The sequence below is a fragment of the Mucilaginibacter lacusdianchii genome, assembly GCF_009770985.1.
Lineage (GTDB): Bacteria > Bacteroidota > Bacteroidia > Sphingobacteriales > Sphingobacteriaceae > Mucilaginibacter > Mucilaginibacter lacusdianchii.
Genome location: NZ_WSRW01000002.1, coordinates 864,850 through 884,788 on the forward strand (window position 1 = coordinate 864,850; position 19,939 = coordinate 884,788).

The window sequence follows — 19,939 nt, forward strand, 5'->3', positions numbered from 1 at the left end:
CGCTTTCATGGCTGCCGTTTTTCTACTGCAATAAAGATTTAGGTACGCTAAATCGCAATCTATTGCCATTCTTTAACTTTTGAAGGGCAACTCTATGCTGGAAGCTCCACTTATGTTAACCAACAAAAAAGTATAATTCTTCCACCAGTTAATTTCCATTGTACATAACTATTCATTACACAAAACTTACCATTTATCATCACAATTAAATAATAGTAAGAGAGGGTTTTGCATCATTTTTTGAGTAACTGAAAAAAATTTGAAAATATTTCATCCTGCTATTGTAATAATGTTATTACATTTTTTAACTTAGGGAACCAATTAAAATTTCCTCGTACCTAAATTAACTAAACCAAGAATCATGTATGCAAAAAGTTTACTTTGCGCAGCAGTCTCTATTTTGTGCTGCTTGCTATTTCATCCTGTTTTCGCCCAAAACCGGACGATTACCGGTAAAGTTACCGACAGTAAGGATGGTAGCTCGTTACCTGGCGCTTCCGTCACTGTAAAAGGCACATCTACCGGTACTGTCACTCAGGTTGACGGAACCTTCAGATTATCCGTTCCGGCAGGAAACGTTACCCTCGTTGTATCTTCTGTAGGATACGAAAGGCAGGAGATTAACGTAGGGTCCCGAACTACTATCAATTTAGCGCTTAAAGGCACAACCGGCAACCTTAACGATGTTGTAGTTATTGGCTATGGTACCCAACGAGTTAAAGATGCAACAGGGTCCGTGGCATCGTTAGGACCTAAAAACTTCAACAAAGGGGTTATTTCCAGCCCTGAGCAATTACTGCAAGGACGTGTGTCTGGCGTACAAGTTACACCTGCCAGCGGCGAACCCGGTGCCGGTGTTTCTATCAACATCCGTGGCGCATCATCTGTTCGAAGCGGCAACAACCCGTTGTATGTGGTTGACGGCGTACCTCTGGATAATGGTGGCACTTCCGGTGGTTTGGATGCCGGTGCAGGTACTTCTTCTGCACGTAATCCGTTAGCGTTCTTAAACCCTGCAGATATTGAGAACATCTCTGTATTAAAAGATGCTTCTGCTGCTGCAATTTATGGTTCAAGAGGTGCTAATGGTGTTATTTTGATTACCACCCGTAAAGGTTCAAAAGGCCAGGGTATTCAGTTTACGGCAAATACCAGCGTTTCTAGTCCAGCTAAAACATACGACTTAATGAGTGCTGCAGACTATGTGAAATACGCTACTGCCGCGGGTGCTACAGCTTCCGTTATCGACAAAAAAGGTAACACAGACTGGCAGGATGTAATTTTCCGTACTGCTATATCACAAGGCTATAACCTGGGCTATGGTAATGCAGGAAAATCAACCACCTACCGTTTCAACTTTGGTTATGATAACCAACAAGGCATTGTTGAAAATTCAAGCCTGAAAAGGTTAACTGGTCGTTTAAATGCTTCTCAAAACCTGTTTGGTGATAAAGTGAGAATTGATCTGAACTTTACCGCATCAAACGTTAAAAACCGCTACGCCCCTATTAGTGACAACGCAGGTTTTGAAGGTAGCTTGATTGGTGCCGCTTTATTATCTAACCCTACCTATCCAATTAAAAACCCCGATGGTAGTTACTTTAATAATAGTGATGCTAATTTCCGGAATGTGGCCAACATGTTGGAATATATTAATGACCGCGATAATTTAAACCGCTATTTAACTAACTTAAGCGGTACCTGGAAAATTGTAAAAAACCTATCTTATAAGGTTAACTTCGGCTATGATAACAACACCGCTAAGCGGGAAACCTTTATGGATTCACGTTTAATTGGTTATACCGGTAGCCAAAGTATTCGTAGCAGTGCAAGTATTCCGCAGGTTACAGGTAATGGCCGTGGTATAGAACAAAACCTGAAGTTACGTTCAACTATCATAGAGCACACCTTAACTTATGATAAAACAGTTGGTAAACATGCCATCAATTTATTAGGTGGCTACTCATACCAAAACTTTAAAAACTACAGCTTTAATAATATAGCTTACGGCCAAAAAGATAAAACTACACAAGCAAGCAGCCTTGATGATTTTAACACTCGTCCGTTTGCTGCTTTTGGCGATAGTTCTAAATATGAGTTACAGTCATACTTTGGCCGTGCTAACTATACTTATAATGACAAATACTTTTTAACTTTTACCTTTCGTGCAGACGGTTCATCTAAATTTGGTGCCAACAACAAATATGGCTACTTCCCGGCAGGTGCTTTTAAATGGAGAATTTCTAACGAAAGCTGGGCGCCTAAAAGAGCATTTGACGACTTAAGCCTTCGCTTAAACTATGGCTTAACTGGCAACCAGGAGTTCCCGCCGTATGCATCACTTGCCGTTAGCCAGTATCAGCTTAACGGTAGTACCACGGTAATTAGCAATGCCAGCCCTACTTTAAAATGGGAAACTAAAACGCAGTACGGTTTAGGTTTAGATTTTGCGATTGCCGGAGGTAGGCTCAGCGGTACGGTAGATTATTTCCACAACTCATTGAAAAATGTATTGTTCCTGCAAGTATATGCACAGCCGTCAGCGTCAACTCAGCGTTGGGTTAACCTGCCAGGTAACATTATTAATAAAGGTGTTGATTATAGCCTAAACTTTCAGGCCATTAAGAGTCGGAACTTTAACTGGGAAATTGCCTATAATGGTACTTACACGCAAAACACAATCAAAAACTTTGGTAATCGCGTAATCATCACAGGCGATATTAACGGTCAGGGTTTATCTGGTGCTTACTCACAGGTTATCCGCGACGGTTATCCGCTGGGATCTTTCTACCTGCCAACATGGACAGGTTACGATGCTAACGGTATCTCTACTTATGCAAATGATGGTCAGTCTTCAATTGTTGGTAGCGCATTGCCTAAATTTACGCAGGGGTTAACCAACAACTTTACCTACGGTCGTTGGAATGCAAGCATATTCATAAATTCCAGTACAGGTTTTGTAATTTACAATAATACCGCCAACGCTTATTTCCTTAAAGGAAGTTTAAAGAATGGCCGTAACGTAACCTATGATGCAGCAACCAGCGCCGAAAACCCGTTAAACTCTGGTAGTGTATCAACACGCTTTTTAGAAAAAGGCGACTTTGTACGTCTATCTAACGTGAATATAGGCTATACCTTCGCAACCGGTTCCATGAAAGGTATCAGATCACTACGTGTAAGCGTAACAGGCCAAAACTTAGCGCTGATTACTGGATACAAGGGCTTAGATCCTGAGGTAAATACTAATAAATCAAGAGATAACGTGCCTTCAAGAGGTATTGATTACACCGCTTATCCAAACGCACGCACATTCACTTTGGGTATTAACGCAGGCTTTTAATTTTAAAAGGACATGAAAAAATTAAATAAGAAATTATTATTAAGTGCAGGGGCTTTAGCAGTATTTAACCTTAGTTGTACCAAGCTAAATGAAGACCTGTACGGAAGCAAATATGTAGATAAAGGCGGTGCAGCAACCAGCGCCGATTTGGGGGGTGTTTATTCACAATTGAACGGGTTCAACGATCAGGCAAACTGGTACGCACTTTCTGAGCATTCGTCAGACGAGATGATGGGCCCAACTCGCGGAACAGACTGGGACGACTTTGGTACCTGGCGTAAACTGCATCAGCATACCTGGGACCCATCTCACAACCAAATTTATGATACCTGGAACAACCTGAACATTGGCGTATACCGTGCAACCTCGGTAATAGCTAAAGCAGCAGACAATCAAACCAAAGCAGAGGCTAGCTTTTTACGTGCCTTCTTTATGTATTGGGTGGTTGATTTTTACGGACAGCAACCTTTTCGTGAAGTTACTGACGACCCGGATGCCAACCCACGTGTAATGACCCGTAAAGAAGCGACTGATTTCATGATTAAAGATCTGGAATTTGCTATAGCCAATCAAACCACCAAAGATCCGGGAAAGGGTAATAAATATGCTGCCGAATTTTTGCTGGCTAAAATTTACCTGAATAAAGCAGTATTCTATCAAGACCCTGCTACAGCTGCCGGACCATATACCTTTCAAAAAGCCGATATGGACAAGGCGTTAGGCTATTTAAATGATATCATTAACAATGGTGGTTATACCTTAACACCAAACTATTATGATAACTTTAAATGGGATAATACTACAGCCTCTAAAGAAATCATATTTGCTCGTCAGAATGATCCGAACGTTGGTCAGAATGCAAGTGTAGAGAACCGTACCCGTATGGGCATGCACTACAATACTACCCCAGATGGTTGGAACGGATTCACTACCCTGGCTGCTTTTTATAACAGCTTTGAGGACAATGATATTCGTAAAAAGTATAACCTGCCGGGCTACACTGACAAAACCGGGCACAACGTGGGTTTCCTGGTTGGTCAGCAAAAAAAGTATGACGCACAGGGTAATCTGGTTAACGTGCTTGACCGAAGTGGTAACCCATTGGTATTTACACCAAATGTAAATTTGGGTTATGCTACCGAGGCCGAAGGTATCCGGGTAGTTAAGTTTGCACTTAACCCTGCCAACTACGGTCAAAGCGGTAACGACTATGTGTTTTTCCGTTTTGCTGATGTACTGCTGATGAAAGCCGAAGCTATTTTGCGTGGCGGCACCGATGCTGCTCAGCCATTAGCATTAGTAAATCAAATTCGTGCTAACCGTGGCGCTACGCAGTTGGCCAATCTTGACCTGACAGCACTGTTAGCAGAACGTGGCCGGGAGTTGTACTGGGAATCGTGGAGACGTAACGACCTCATCCGCTTTGGGAAATTCAATGATCCGGTTGATCAAAGAGAAACAAAGTCGGCCGGTTATCGTGTAGTTTATCCTATCCCTCAACGCGCGGTTGACTCCAATCCAAACCTTAAACAAAACTTTGGCTATTAATAATAGCCCGTCCCGAATCTTTAAACGTAGCGATTTTCATCGCTACGTTTTTCATACCTATTAATTGTAAATGATTAAGCATTTCAAATACCTGTTGTTATGGTTGCCTTTAATTATCAGTTCTTGTCATTCTCCTTCACCCAATACCCAATTTCAACAACTAAACGGCAGTAGTACAGGTATCCTTTTCAGCAACAATCTTACTGATAACAGCGTTACTAATATCTTTTCTTACCGCAACTACTATAATGGCGGTGGTGTAGCTATAGGCGATGTTAATAATGATGGTTTAAACGATGTTTTCTTTACCGCAAATCAGGGCGATAATAAATTATTTATCAATAAAGGCAACTGGAAGTTTAAAGATGTAACCCTTCAAGCTGGTGTTAAAGGCAGCAAATACTGGAGCACCGGAGTAACCATGGCAGATGTAAACGGCGATGGTTGGCTGGATATTTATGTTTGTAACAGCGGCAACAAATACGGACAAAAAACGGATAACGAGTTGTTTATCAACCAGCGTAACGGCACTTTTAAAGAAGAAGCAGCGCAATATGGTTTAAACGATAAAGGCCTTTCTACCCATGCCGTTTTTTTTGATTATGATTTAGACGGCGACCTGGATTGCTATGTGCTGAACAATTCCTTCAGACCTATAGGCACCTTCAACTTTTCTGAAAATTTACGATCTAAAATAGACGAATTAGGCGGCGACCATTTATACCGCAACGATAACGGGCATTTTGTTAATGTTACCCAAGCTGCTGGTATCTACTCAAGCGATATCGGATTTGGACTGGGCGTATCGGTAGCCGACATCAACCGGGATGGCTATCCGGACATTTATGTGTCCAACGATTTTTTTGAGCGCGACTACTTGTATATCAATCAGCACAACGGCACATTTAAGGAGAATATACAAAATCAAACCGGTCACCTAAGTTTGGCTTCGATGGGATCAGACATTGCAGACATAAACAATGACGGCTTGCTTGATATTTTTACTACCGAAATGCTTCCTGAAAGCGACGCCAGACTCAAAAGCATAACTTCTTATGAATCATACGATGTAGTAAAGCTAAAGCAAAAAGACGGCTATTACAATCAATATATGCAAAACTGCCTACAATTGAATAACGGCGATGGCACATTTTCTGAAGTTGCTTTTTACGCCGGAATTGCAGCCACCGACTGGAGTTGGGGTGCCTTGGCATTTGACATGGATAATGACGGATGGAAAGATTATTTAATTTGTAACGGCATTTACAAAGACCTCACCAACCAAGATTATATAGAGTATCTGGCCAATGAAGATAATCTTAAAAAGATTCAAGATGGAAAGCGTTTTAAGTATCAGGAATTTGTATCCAAAATACCTTCTGTGCCTGTATCCAGTTATGCTTTTATAAACAACCACAACCTTACCTTTAAAGACAAAACAGCCGAATTAGGCCTCAATGAACCTGGTTTTAGTAATGGTGCAGCCTATGGCGATCTGGACAATGACGGTGACCTGGACTTGATAGTTAACCGGGTAAACATGCCGGCGGGAGTTTATTGCAACCATGCCGAAAAGCTTAAAAACGCCTCACTTAAAATCAGTTTAAAGGGTGATGGTAAAAATGCTTTTGGCGTCGGCGCAACTGTTAAGGTATGGGCGGCAGGGCAAGAGTTGCTTTTTTATCACCAGCCCGCCCGGGGTTTTGAAAGTAGCACCTCTCCTAACCTGCTGTGCATGGGCATAGGCAAGGCCCAAAAAGCCGATTCTGTTAAAGTGATATGGCCAAACGGCAAAACACAAACCCTTGTAAATGTACCAGCCGGCAAGCTGATCACTTTAAACATAAAAAATGCCACCATCAAACAACCAGAAGTACAAACTAAACACCCAACACTTTTCACCGAGGTTTCTAAACAACTATTTGATTCTATACCCCGACATCATGAAGACGATTTTGTTGACTTTGACCGCGAACGCTTAACGTTGCAAATGCTGTCGACAGAAAATCCCTATATCGTTACCGGCGATTTGAACAACGACAAGCTAACCGACTTTTACTTCAGCGCTTCGGCAGGTCATCCGGCCTGCATCTATTTTCAGCAACAGAACGGACGTTATAAGCCTTACATTCCCGACGACTTTAAAAAGCAGGATTACCTGGAATGTGCAGGCGCAGTTATTGGCGACTTTGACAAAGATGGCGACCAGGATTTAATGATTGCATTCGGCGGCAACCAGGAAGAACCTGACTCACATGTAATGAAACCACGCTTTTACGAAAATGACGGGCACGGACGCTTTAGTTGGAACAGGCAAAAATCGCCGTCCTGCACCGTTAATGCATCGGTAGTGGTAAAAAGCGATTATGACCATGATGGTGATGAAGACATTTTTATCGGCGGACGCAGCGTGCCCGGCTTATATGGCTGTTCACCTTCATCCTACCTGCTTCAAAACGATGGACATGGAAATTTTAAAGATGTAAGCACTCAGGTGTTTGGTGATACCCACTTGGGCATGGTAACCAGCGCCCAATGGGCCGACCTGGATAAAAACGGGTACGATGATCTTATTGTAGCCGGTAACTGGATGGGTATCCGCATATTCAAAAACACAAGCGGGCATTTTAAAACAGATAATAGCTTGAATAATTATAAAGGTTGGTGGAGCAGTATTGCAACAGATGACATTAACGGCGATGGTTACCCGGATATAATAGCTGGGAACCTGGGTTTAAACAGCAAGTTCAGGGCATCAACTACAGAACCGATGCGCATTTTTATAAAAGACTTTGATGGAAATGGCACCAAAGAATGTATCGCTTCCATCTACCGTCATGACCATCAGTCGTATGTATTTCACATGCGACCAGACCTGGTAGCGCAGATGCCCATATTTAAAAAGAAGTATCTTAGATACGAGGACTATGCAGGCAAGCCCTTTCAAGATATTTTTCCTGATGACGACCTTAAAGATGCAGAAAAGCATGAGATCAATACGCTCGCATCATCGGTATTTATCAACAACAAGGGTACTGGGTTTACTTATAAACCACTACCTGCAAACGCACAATTTGCTCCAGTAAACACGATAATTGTTGACGATAATGAGCACTTGAAAACTAAAAGCCTAATATTGGCCGGCAACTTTTATGACTTTAAACCCGAGGTAGGAAGATTGGATGCCAGCTACACAACTACCTATGTATACAAAGACGGAAATTTCAAATATGTCCCTTCCCTGCAAAGCGGCATTTGTATTAAAGGACAGGTGCGATCATCAGCCATAATATCTAACGCATCCGGCAAAAAAACTTATCTTTTTGGATTGAATGACGACCGCTTGTATGCTTACAAACCTAACTATTGATGTTGCTTAAATCACCAATATGAGCCTTAAACCCTTTTTATATTTTAATAAACTGCTGCTTTTAGTAACGCTACTAACCCTATTATTAGGCGCATGCAAACATCAGCCGGAGGGGCCTCATACTTTCGAAAAGGTTGATCCGTCGGTATCCAACGTGCGGTTCGCCAATAACATTACAGAAACAGACTCATTAAACATACTGGATTACCTGTATTTCTATAACGGCGCAGGAGTGGCCAGTGCAGATTTTAACCGCGACGGATTGCAGGACCTTTATTTCGTATCCAACCAGGAATCGAACAAACTATACCTCAATAAAGGAAATTTAAAATTTCAGGACGTAACTGAAAAGGCTCGGGTAGCCGGTAATGGCAATTGGAAAACCGGCGTAACCATTGTAGATATTAACAATGATGGATTTCCGGACATATATCTTTCCGTTGTATCAGGATATAAAAGCTTTACAGGGGCCAACCAGCTGTACATCAATAACGGCGACATGACCTTTACTGAAAGTGCCGCCAAATATGGTATCGACTTTAAGGGCCTTTCTACACAGGCTGCGTTTTTTGATTATGATAAAGATGGAGACCTAGACTTATTTATACTGACACACTCCGTGCACAGTAACGAATCTTACGGCGATTCAACCGCCCGGTTTAAATACAACTACGCCGCCGGCGATCACCTGTTGCGTAATGACAAGGGCCACTTTACCGAAGTAACACAACAAGCCGGCATTTACGCTTCGGCTATTGGCTACGGCTTAGGTATTAGCATTGGCGATTTGAACAACGACGGCTGGGACGACATATATGTGTCCAACGACTTTTTCGAGCATGATTATTATTACGTCAACCAGCACAACGGCACCTTTAAAGAGCAAATGAAAAGCGCGTTTGGCCATACCAGTTTATTCTCGATGGGCAACGCCATTAGCGATATTAATAAAGACGGCGCGTTAGATGTGGTTACCACAGATATGCTACCGGAAGATCTACAACAGTTGAAATCTTCTATCAACGATGAATCATTGGATATTTATAACCAGGAAGTAAAAGCCGGCTTTTATTATCAATACTCTAAAAACTGCCTGCAGTTGAATGTGGGCAACGGCAATAAGTTTATTGATGTTGGCTTATATGCCGGGGTTTCTGCAACAGATTGGACGTGGTCGCCTTTGTCGCAAGACTTTGACATGGATGGTTATAAAGATTTATTTTTTTCAAACGGTATAAAAAAACGTCTTACCGACCTCGACTATTTAAAATATCTAGGCACCCCATCAGTGCAACGAGTTGGCACAAACAAAAAGTTCGATCAAGATAAAATAAACCACATGCCGGATGGAAAAGTGCACAGCTATTTGTACAAAGGCAATAAGCAACTTAAATATGCCGATGTTTCATCAAGCAATGATATGCGGGATACTGCCTCATCTGCCGGGGCAGTAGCGGTTGACCTGGACAATGACGGTGACTTAGAAATTGTAACTAACAACTCAAATGAACCTGCTTTTATTTACAAAAACACAACGATAAACCCCGGCGGGCCCGTTAAACATTCATATATTACTTACCAGGCAAATTATAAAGGCGATAACCGCAAAGGCATAGGCACCAAGCTTTATTTGAAATCGCAAAAATCATTAGATCATCAGGAGTTTCAAACCACAACGGCTTTTCAAAGCAATCAGCCCGACCGATTATTGTTCACATTTTCAGATAATGATAAACCCGAACAGTTGCTTATAGTATGGCCTGATAACTCTTATCAAATTGAAACTACCTTTAAGTTAAACAAGCCCAACAAGGTTACTTATCATGCCGACAAAGTATTGCACACCCCCGATATTGCAAGTGTTATTACCCAGTTTGTAAATGGCAGTGCCAGTTTTAATAGTAAGCCTGTAAAAACAGTTCAATTAGCACAGTTAAACCTCAACGAAACTCCCGATTTTAATTACGCTTACCTATTACCGCACAACTACCTGCCGCACACACCCGCTGTAGCCGTAACAGACATTGATAACGACGGTAATGACGACATTTATATAGGTGGCATGGCTGGCGATGAAAAGTATCTATTAATTGCCGATGGTAACGGAAATTACCGCAAAAACGTTCCGGCCGCATTTGCATCATTTACAAATATTGCAGACGCTGAGGCGAAATGGTGCGATGTTAATAACGACAAACGGCCCGACCTTATAGTGCTAAGCAGTAATCATCCCTTTGCCGACAGCAGCAGCTTGGTGCAGCCACGACTGTTTGTTAACAAAGGGAATTTTCAGTTTGAGTACATCCCCCTACCGCAAATCAGTAAGCAAACTTCCGGTATAACAACGTTTGATATTAATGGAGATGGGTTGAAAGATATTTTGCTGCATGGCAGTATTTCATTCCGAAATTATACGGCAAAGCGCCCCTCTGTTTTATTACTCAATAAAGGTAATGGCCAGTTTCAGGTGGCTCCAAACCATATCTATTCAGAACTTAGGAATATACCTTTTATAAAAGATATTGCCGTAGCTGACGTAGATGGTGACGGACGGGATGACCTGGCAGTTGCTGCGGAATGGCAACCGCCGATGATATTTTTAAACAAAAACAACAAGTTAGTAAGATTGAATTTGCCCGCGCTGAAAAACCTGTCGGGATGGTGGCAATCCATAATGGTTGCAGACGTTGATCATGATGGCAAGCAAGATGTAATAGCCGGCAATTGGGGAGTGAACAACAAGTATAACGTAGCACCCGACAGACCACTTTACGCCTACAATCAGGACCTGGACAATGATGAAAAACCAGATTTGATTTTATCGTACAATCATCATGGAAAGTATTACCCGTTCAGGCCTAAAAATGATTTGGAACAAGAACTCCCTTACCTGAAAAAAGAATGGTTGAGTTATCGCAAAATGAGTGATAAAACTACCGAAGAGATTTTTGGCAATAAGCTAAATTTAAACGATCGGCTGGAAGCGAAAACGTTCAAAACTATTGTCATATCCGACATTATGCATACGGCAAAAGTTACGGAGCTGCCGTGGCTGTATCAGCAGGCACCCATAAAAAACATTAGGCAAACGGCCAAAAACGAAATTTTGCTTAACGGATACTTCTCGGGCGTAGTTCCGTTTGAGGGCAGATACGATGCGCTAGGGCTTGCCTGTGCAACTTATAACAACAAGACCAAAACGTTGTCTGCGCCTGTTTACTGGGTAAACCCGCAAACCAACTTTCAGGAACTGGAAAACCTTCAGCCAATTAGAAACAGAGGCCGAAGTAACTTTTTGGCCGTAACATATGATGGTAAAGTATTGCTCATTTCGGAACAGAATCAAAAAAGCAACTTTATAGCACAGGGCAGCAAATACGAGTAACCCATTTACTGGTATCCGGCACGGTAGCACGGTCGGTTATCAGTTCTTCGTAAGGAATAGCAGGTGCTGTATAGTTATTATCTCTCATATAAACAGACAGTTGGGCAAGTGCATTATTAACACTATTATCACCTCCTTTAACTTGAACAGTTAGAATATTGGCATGATACACCAGCTTTTTGATATAAACATCTTTACCTGCACTTACCCATTTATTTACGGGTATAGCCAACGAGGTTAGATATTGCTTATCATTAAGTTGTGTTATATTTAACATCGGGTAACTAACCTGCTTGGCTTGGTGAGCACTGGCGTATGCTTTTAAAGTGCTTAGTTTTTCATAAATTTCTTTTACCGTTAAAGGAACTTTGCTTGTACGTTTGGTGGACAGTAATATCGAATCTTCAATTCTGGCTTTTTGTACGTGAATGCCATATACATGCCGGTCATCTTCTAAAAACAGCTTACTGTTGGTTAATACATAGTCTATTTGCTGCGCTATCTTATCTCGATTTTGATAGCGTAAAATTCTTTTTACCGGGTTTAAACCGGTCGTTAATACACCATCCCAGTTAAGGTCAATACCCTTACTATCTTTAATGGTGTAACTTACTGTGCTTGGCAAAGTAACATTATCAGCCACAAAACGACCGGCTACCTCACTCACCGTATTTTTTTGCATTGTAAATTTCTGACTGGCATCAGGCCACCATTTACTCCACTTTTTATAATGCATTACGTATTTCATCACTGCTTGTTCGGTTGTGTAAACCCTTACCTGCCGATGTATTTTTATATAAGGTGGAATAAGAACATAGGTAAGAATAGTAACAACTAAAACGAGCAGGATAATAAACGCCACTAACTTTTTTGTCATCTTAATTAAGGTAAAAATTGGTTTTACAAGTTATTAAAAAAGTAATTGACAGATAAGTATTTCATTAGCAAGTTTTCATAATTACTTTTTTGTATTTTTAAATACCAATTATGAAACTTAAACATTTATTTACAGCTATGCTGCTAGCAGCATGCATAGCGCCGGCTTATGCACAATCTAAAGCAGATGCTTGGGTAATCAGAACTGATAAAATAAACCCATCAAATTATTACGGCATTACGGTAGCAAATGGGATGATCGGTGTAGTATCCGCACCGGAACCGTTTAAAATAAAGAGTGTAGTATTGGCCGGCACATATGACCAGTACGGCCGCGGCAGGGTAAGCAATTTTCTGAACAGCTTTAACCTGCTTAATATGAACCTTGATATTAATGGCAGAAGGGTTTCTGCTGCAGGTTGCAGTAATTTTAGGCAACAGCTGGATATGCATCATGCTGCATTCACCACCACTTTTGATTATGGCGACGAGGCTACCGTTAAATACACCTATTACTCATTACGCCAACTACCGTTTTCGGTATTAATGGATGTAACCGTTACCGCCAAAAAAGATATCAATTTATCTGCCGCCAGCGTTATAGAAGCGCCGGATGCGCTACGCGAGGTACAAAATTATTATAATGAAATTGACCGTCCGCACACTACCATCAGCCTGTTAACATCAACAGCCAAAAGTCCTACCGGAAAGTTGCAACTCTGTTCATCGGCCACCTTTTTATTTAGCGAGCCGCACGGTAACGAACCACGGGTGATACACGAAATGTGGGACAGCAACATGCACCTAATGCGGTTTGGAAAAGCACTAAAGGCTGGAGAAAGTTATACCTTTTCCATTACAGGTACCTCAATTTCATCCGCTCATCATGATGATCCTTTAAATGAGGCAGAACGTTTAACCATTTATGCAAAGCTGGAAGGGCATGACCGATTGCTTAAATTCCACAACCAGGCGTGGGACGAGCTTTGGAAAAGCGATATACAGATTGAGGGCGACGACCAGGCCCAGCAGGACATCCATAGTATGATGTACCATTTATACTCATTCTCCCGTGCCGGAACTGCTTTTTCGCCTTCGCCCATGGGACTGTCGGGGTTAGGCTATAACGGACATGTGTTTTGGGACACCGAGGTATGGATGTATCCAGCGTTACTGGTGTTACACCCTGAAATAGCCAAGTCGTTACTGGAATACCGTTTTGAAAGATTGGAAGCCGCCAAGCGCAATGCATTTGCCAATGGCTTTAAGGGCGCCATGTTCCCGTGGGAAAGCGCAGACAAAGGCGTGGAAGAAACGCCGGTTTGGGCCTTGAGCGGGCCGTTTGAACACCACATAACTGCCGATGTGGCTATTGCCTTTTGGAACTATTACTGCGTTACGCAAGATAAAACATGGCTTAAGGAACGGGGCTGGCCTATCCTTTCTGCCACTGCCGATTTTTGGGCCAGTCGTGTGGAGCGTAATGGCAAAGGGCACTATTATATTAAGAACGTGGTTGCGGCCGATGAGTGGGCAGAAAACGTGGACAATAATGCGTACACCAACGCGGCTGCGAAAGTAAATTTACAGTATGCCACGCAGGCAGCAAGAGTTTTAGGCATCAGCCCTAACCCAGACTGGGCTGTGGTTGCACAAAACATCCCGATACTTAACCTCCCAGACGGTGTTACCAAAGAGCACGAAACGTATAAAGGCGAAGGCATTAAACAAGCGGATGTAAACCTACTGGCTTATCCGTTAAAAGTAATTACCAATAACCAGCAAGTAAAAAAGGACTTGGAATATTATGAAACGCGTATACCCAACGAGGGTACTCCGGCCATGACGCAGGCCATATTTGCATTGCTGTATTCAAGGCTGGGCAATGGCGATAAAGCTTATCACTTTTTCAAAGACGCTTATGAACCTAACCTGAACCCTCCTTTCAGAGTAATTGCTGAAACCAAAGGCGGAACTAACCCTTACTTTGCTACCGGTGCCGGAGGTATTTTGCAAAGCGTATTGATGGGTTTTGGCGGCTTGGATATTACCAATGGCGGAATAGTTCAGATTAAAACTACGCTACCACCCAAATGGCGGTCTTTGACATTAACCGGCATTGGTCCGGATAAAAAAACTTTTGTTGTTAAGCATTAAAATACTAACTTTTCGCTCAAGTACAACCAATATATAAACGCTACCGGCTGTTTACGCCTCTAGCAAAAAAACTACTGATTACCCATACTCTACATTGATTATAACTATGAAAAGTTTCATAATCTTTTTGACAGGCCTTGCAATTCTGATTTCGTCTTGTAAAAAAAACGATTACCAACAGATATTACACAATCCGGAATTGTATTCGAGCACAGTACATGAATTAAACAGTGTAGTTATGGGTAACAATTTCACCCCTGTTGTGGCTTCCCGAAATTACGCTTATGCTACGGTTGCAGGCTATGAGGCTATTGCGGCGGGGTATCCGAAACAGTACCAATCGCTTGCCGGGCAATTAAATGATTTTAAAGGTGTTCCGGCTGCTCCGAAAGGCAAAACAGTAGATTTTGAATACGCCGCCATACTTGCTTTTTGCGAAGTTGGGCAGGCCGTTACATTTCCGGAAGGAAGCATGAAGTATTATATAGACAGCTTGAATACCCTGGCGTTAGACCATGGCATGCCCGAAGATGTACTAGCCAATACTCAGGCTTATGCAAAAGGCGTAGCCGGTGCAGTTATTAAATGGAGCAAAGGCGATAACTACCTGCGCACACGCAGTGCCTCAAAATTTACTGTTACCAGCGAAGATGGCCGCTGGATACCTACGCCACCCATGTATGCGCAAGCTGTAGAACCGCATTGGATGGAGGTTAGACCAATGGTTTTAGACAGCGCCTCTCAGTACCGGGTGCCGCCGCCGCCTAAATTTGATGTAAAAAATAAAACCAGCAAGTACTACCAGGAGGTAATGTATATCAAAAACACGGTTGAAAACTTAACGCCCGAACAAAAGCACATTGCTGATTTTTGGGACGATAATCCGGGGAAAATGAATGTATCAGGCCATGTTCAGTTTATCACCAAAAAGTTTTCGCCTCCAGGGCATTGGATGAGCATCACCGGCATCGCCGCCAAAAAAGTACATGCTGATTTTGGCACAACGGTTTGTGCTTTTGCTAAAACGGCTATTGCGCTTTTTGATAGTTTTATACAATGCTGGGACGCTAAGTACCATTATAATACCATGCGCCCCGAAACGGCCATCAATAAATACCTGGATATTAACTGGCGCCCTTACCTGCAAACCCCACCATTTCCGGAATACACTTGCGGCCACTCTACCGTATCATCATCGGCAGCCGAAGCTTTGACCAGTGTTTTTGGGGATCATGTTGCTTACACAGACACATCAGAATTGGAATTTGGGATTGAAAGCAGATCATTCTCATCATTCCGTGCCGCTGCGTTAGAAAATAACTGGGCTCGGTTTTACGGGGGAATTCATTTTCATAACTCCTGCCAGGTGGCACATTATTATGGAAAAAAAGTTGGCGAGCTGGTGTCCAATAAACTAATTATGAAGAAGTCTGCGAGTAAGTTATAATGCCCAAACATCTTTCTTATAAGGCTTTTACACTTAAATTGTCGGCAGTTAGTAATGCTTTATACGCTCTGAGGCCTACGCTGCCTGTCGCAAACTGGCTGTCTGTAGCGGTGATAACAGCTTGGTTAATACCGTTTATAAATACATCAAACTTGTTATTCACTGCCCTGACGGTAACCTTGTAGGTTTTGTTCATCTGGAGAGGAAAGGGTGCTGATGCGATAACAGTCCACTGCTTATCGCCTGATTTGCCAAGTTGTATAATGCCTTTTTCGGCATTCAGACCTAAATAGTAGCCTTGATAAGCCTCAGAACCGATAGCCGCATTGGTAACCCTGAAAATCAATCCGGCATCGCCTGCTGTGTTTACCGTAATATCAGCGTTATATTCAAAGTTTGAAAATCTGGTACCGGTTGCTATAACCTTTGTTCCGTTTCCGGAGCCACCGTCTTCGTTGGCTGCTGTGTGTATGGTCTTATCTTTACAATACCAGCCGCCGCCATAGTTTACTAACCGGCGATACGTATTGTCGTCAAAATTTTCCTGATAATTAGTAGTGATATACCTTTCATTTCCAATGGTTGGAAATATACTAAGGCGTAAACTTTCGGCGCCGAAAGGTACAAGGGTAACTTCCTGAGTTTTTTCGGTGGATGTTACCGGGCTATATGGAACGTCTAAGGCAGCTGTTGCGTTGTCATCAATAGTCCACGATGAAATGCGTTTAGCCTTTATTTTTAAAGACACGGGCGTAACATCTTGCATAAATGGATTTTCGGGCATATTGCCTTTCACAAACTGAACACTATTTTCGAGAGCGCCTTTTGACAATACTAAACCATAATTCCAGGCCGAAGCCGTCGATATCTCCGTTTCATAAAATCCTTTAACCGGGAATTCTTTCACATGCTTTTCTGCCTGTTTTATTTTTAAGGCATAAACAAGCGGCCCACGCTCAACACTAACCGCATTATTTACCTGTGGCTGTAGCTGCAGGTGCATAGGAAAGTTAAGCACTACCTTATCATCGCTTTTCCACTTTCTGTTGATTACCAACATTTGCCCCGGTTTAACACTTGTTATCTTTTGTCCGTTTACCAATACATTTGGGACTTTGCACCAAGCCGGAATACGAAGTTTGAGAGGAAACGATGCCGACTTTTTCAATGAAAATTTTAGCCGCACTTGCTCTTCAAAGGGGTAAGCGGTATCTTCATCAATAGTTACCTGCGTTTTGTTGGCTATATGGGTTGTTACGGCCATTGGTCCGTAGGTATTTACGGCCAGTCCGCCGTCGGGTGTAGCCAGCCAGCTATTTTTAACAAAGTAAGGCCAGCCCATGTGCATATTATACCGGCAACATGGGTAACCCGAATAAGGGCTTGGCACAATGCCATTTCCATAATCCTGATTAAAACCATGAGGCCCCGGCAAAGCCTGAACTTGGTTGGGTAAAGTATAATAAGTATGGTCTTTAAAATCTTTGCTGAATTGAGCAGGCAAAGCATTAAAGGCAACCTTTTCCAGCTGATCCCCAATATTTGCTTGATGACTGATTCTGAAAGCCGTTTCCAAGCTTTGCATCCATTCTACCACGGTACAGGTTTCCACACCTTGTACCGAACTTTTGCCGGCCAAAAACTCGGTACCCGAACCCAACCCTTGTGGCTGCCCATGCTCGCGCATAATAAAGTTTATACCGTTTTGCATGGCATTGGCGTAATATGGCGAGGCATCAACCTGCGAATAAACCATCGGAAATTTTAAAGCCTCGGCAACACTTACCATGTGCCTGGTATGAAAATCGCGCCCGTAATAAAAGAACTGATTATTGTTAAAAATATCGGCCCAAGGGTATGCCTGCGCTTTCAATTTATTCACCAAAGCAAGCAAATAAGTTTCTCCGGTTTGGTTGTACAACCACAAAGCCACATCCATGTTGTCGCCGGCCCGAGACTTACTCCATTCGCGTAGTGGGTCTTGGTCCAGATTAGCCAGTTCGTATTTAAAGTATTTGGACATAAAAGGAATCACCCGTTTATCATTTGTAGCTTCGTAATAACTTTGCAAAGCGTACAAAAAAGGCATTCTGGGCCACCAGTCTTTCATTTTTACGGGTCCAAACAAACCATTTTCTGCTTGATGGTTAAGCGTGTAGTCAATCCACTTTTGTGCCTTTGCCTTTAGGCCGGCATCATCCAGCGTATAGGCTAAGGCAACTAATCCTTTTAAATAGTAGGGCGCTTTTTCCCAGCTATTACCGTCTCCGCCTAGCCAATCGGCATCTTTACCTAAATCGTTTTTACCCGGATACAATTCCTCGGCATGACCGGTGGCACCATCTTTCTGCAGTTCCAACTGCTTTTTTAACCACCCCTTCGCTTTAATACTTCCTAAAGGTAGCTGTGCATAGGAATCGGCTTTTAAAGGTGCCCTGTTAAAATAAATTGGCGTTTGCCCATAACAGGTTAAACCCGTTAAGCTTAATGCACATACACTAAATGAATACAGTATTGACTTGGCGGTTGAAATCATAAGAAGATAATGCAGAACTAATTGGTTCATCACCTGCAACTATCCAAAAGCAGACGACTTTGTTAACGTTAAGGTACAACGTATATAGCAAAGTTCAATGAAATAAATTTTTTACATCTGGCCTACGCAATGAGGACATAATAGCCTTATCATTTAATAGAGTTATCGTATTTGAATTACCGGCACACGCCCTGCTCAATACCAAATGAAGAATGAAGATAGGTAACACCCAAGCCCCTAAGTACAAACCACAGGCCCAGGCACAGCATAAAATAAGGAATAACGTAATTAAATTTGCGCCGTAAAACCGGCCCGGCGAAACCAGAACTAACAGTAGCAACAAGCATTAATGGTAAAGTACCTGTTCCGAACCAAAACATATACTGCGCCGCACTTACAGCACTGGTAGTATTTACTGCTCCTACCAGCGCCAGATAAACAAAACCGCAGGGTAAAAAGCCATTCAGCATACCTACAATTAAATGACCTGAGCGGCGGGTTAAGGCATAACCCAACAAACGGTTAAACGGAGCCAGCAATTTAGCTGCCATTTGCCCTTTACCTACCGATAGCTTAAACAGCCTGGTTGCGGCTGCCGCAATGATTAATATCCCGCTTAAAATACTTACCCATTGCTGCAAGCCTGCCAACCACAGCTGTTTGCCAATTAAGCCGATTAATAGCCCTAAAAACGTATAGCTAATGGTACGGCCCATGTTGTAAACCAGCTTATCCCAAACTAGCAACCACGTGCCGCCGCCATTTACCGGAACAGCAAAAGCCAGCGGCCCGCACATGCCTATGCAATGTACGCTGCCAAACAGGCCTATAAAAAAAGCTATTTCGTTGCTGCTCATTGTAAATAAACTTCCTGTTCGTATTGGTAAGCTTTTTGGTGGCTTACCCACTCAAAGTGCAGTAACCATTGGCCTGCTGCCAGTTGTGCTAAAGGTATACGCATGGTGTTATCGGCATTGCTTTCAATAGTAAAGGTTTTATCCATGTGGCGGTCTGATGAGCGTTTAAACTTCAAAACGCCATCGGCAGGCTCTGTGAATTTTACGACCATTTCTTTGCCTGCAAAGCTAATAAGCGGTTGTGCCTTATCGGTAACCACCTGTTTTTCGCGGGTGTATTCTTTATCAAAGGCCAAGCCTTTTTCGTAGTACTGTTTATCATAATCGTCTGTTGGCCGGCTCACCATATACACACCCATGCCTATGATAAACAGCATAAAAGTGGCCATGCCCGCAATGATTGATTTTCCCCAGTTCATA

Annotated in this window: 10 protein-coding genes; 6 read left to right on the plus strand and 4 right to left on the minus strand. The window is 42.5% G+C overall.

The window, feature by feature from the left end; all coding sequences use genetic code 11:
* Nucleotides 1-361 precede the first annotated feature (361 nt).
* The 4 genes from GPM24_RS10740 to GPM24_RS10755 all read left to right on the plus strand — a co-directional run bounded on the left by GPM24_RS10740 (nt 362) and on the right by GPM24_RS10755 (nt 11,646).
* On the plus strand, nt 362-3,343 hold the full coding sequence (locus GPM24_RS10740; protein WP_158826755.1) for a SusC/RagA family TonB-linked outer membrane protein: 2,982 nt from the start codon (nt 362-364) through the stop codon (nt 3,341-3,343).
* Between the two features lie 12 nt (nt 3,344-3,355).
* A complete protein-coding gene (locus GPM24_RS10745) occupies nt 3,356-4,891 on the plus strand; it encodes a RagB/SusD family nutrient uptake outer membrane protein (RefSeq protein ID WP_158826756.1) in 1,536 nt (511 codons plus the stop codon).
* 70 nt (nt 4,892-4,961) lie between these two features.
* Nucleotides 4,962-8,261, plus strand: coding sequence for a VCBS repeat-containing protein (locus GPM24_RS10750; protein WP_158826757.1), 3,300 nt, complete (start codon nt 4,962-4,964; stop codon nt 8,259-8,261).
* A 19-nt stretch (nt 8,262-8,280) separates the two neighbouring features.
* On the plus strand, nt 8,281-11,646 hold the full coding sequence (locus tag GPM24_RS10755; protein WP_158826758.1) for a VCBS repeat-containing protein: 3,366 nt from the start codon (nt 8,281-8,283) through the stop codon (nt 11,644-11,646).
* Here GPM24_RS10755 and GPM24_RS10760 read toward each other — a convergent pair.
* Entirely contained in the window at nt 11,618-12,523 is a 906-nt protein-coding gene (locus GPM24_RS10760) for a GyrI-like domain-containing protein (RefSeq protein WP_158826759.1), read from the minus strand. The two genes, GPM24_RS10755 and GPM24_RS10760, sit on opposite strands and share 29 nt — an antisense overlap.
* 110 nt (nt 12,524-12,633) lie before the next feature.
* On the opposite strand from GPM24_RS10760, the gene GPM24_RS10765 reads away from it, so the two are divergent.
* The gene (locus GPM24_RS10765; protein ID WP_158826760.1) at nt 12,634-14,679 is read left to right on the plus strand and encodes a kojibiose hydrolase; all 2,046 of its coding nucleotides are present in this window, start codon (nt 12,634-12,636) and stop codon (nt 14,677-14,679) included.
* 106 nt (nt 14,680-14,785) lie between these two features.
* On the plus strand, nt 14,786-16,126 hold the full coding sequence (locus tag GPM24_RS10770) for a vanadium-dependent haloperoxidase (protein WP_158826761.1): 1,341 nt from the start codon (nt 14,786-14,788) through the stop codon (nt 16,124-16,126).
* A 16-nt stretch (nt 16,127-16,142) separates the two neighbouring features.
* On the opposite strand, the gene GPM24_RS10775 is transcribed toward GPM24_RS10770, so the two are convergent.
* From GPM24_RS10775 to GPM24_RS10785, 3 genes are all read right to left on the minus strand, one after another.
* The gene (locus GPM24_RS10775) at nt 16,143-18,662 is read right to left on the minus strand and encodes a beta-L-arabinofuranosidase domain-containing protein (protein ID WP_158826762.1); all 2,520 of its coding nucleotides are present in this window, start codon (nt 18,660-18,662) and stop codon (nt 16,143-16,145) included.
* A gap of 176 nt (nt 18,663-18,838) precedes the next feature.
* Nucleotides 18,839-19,519 (minus strand): sulfite exporter TauE/SafE family protein, encoded by a 681-nt coding sequence (locus GPM24_RS10780; protein ID WP_158826763.1) that lies wholly within the window; start codon nt 19,517-19,519, stop codon nt 18,839-18,841.
* Nucleotides 19,516-19,938 (minus strand): FixH family protein, encoded by a 423-nt coding sequence (locus tag GPM24_RS10785; protein ID WP_158826764.1) that lies wholly within the window; start codon nt 19,936-19,938, stop codon nt 19,516-19,518. Before GPM24_RS10785 ends, GPM24_RS10780 begins: the two co-directional genes overlap by 4 nt.
* Nucleotide 19,939: the final 1 nt, after the last annotated feature.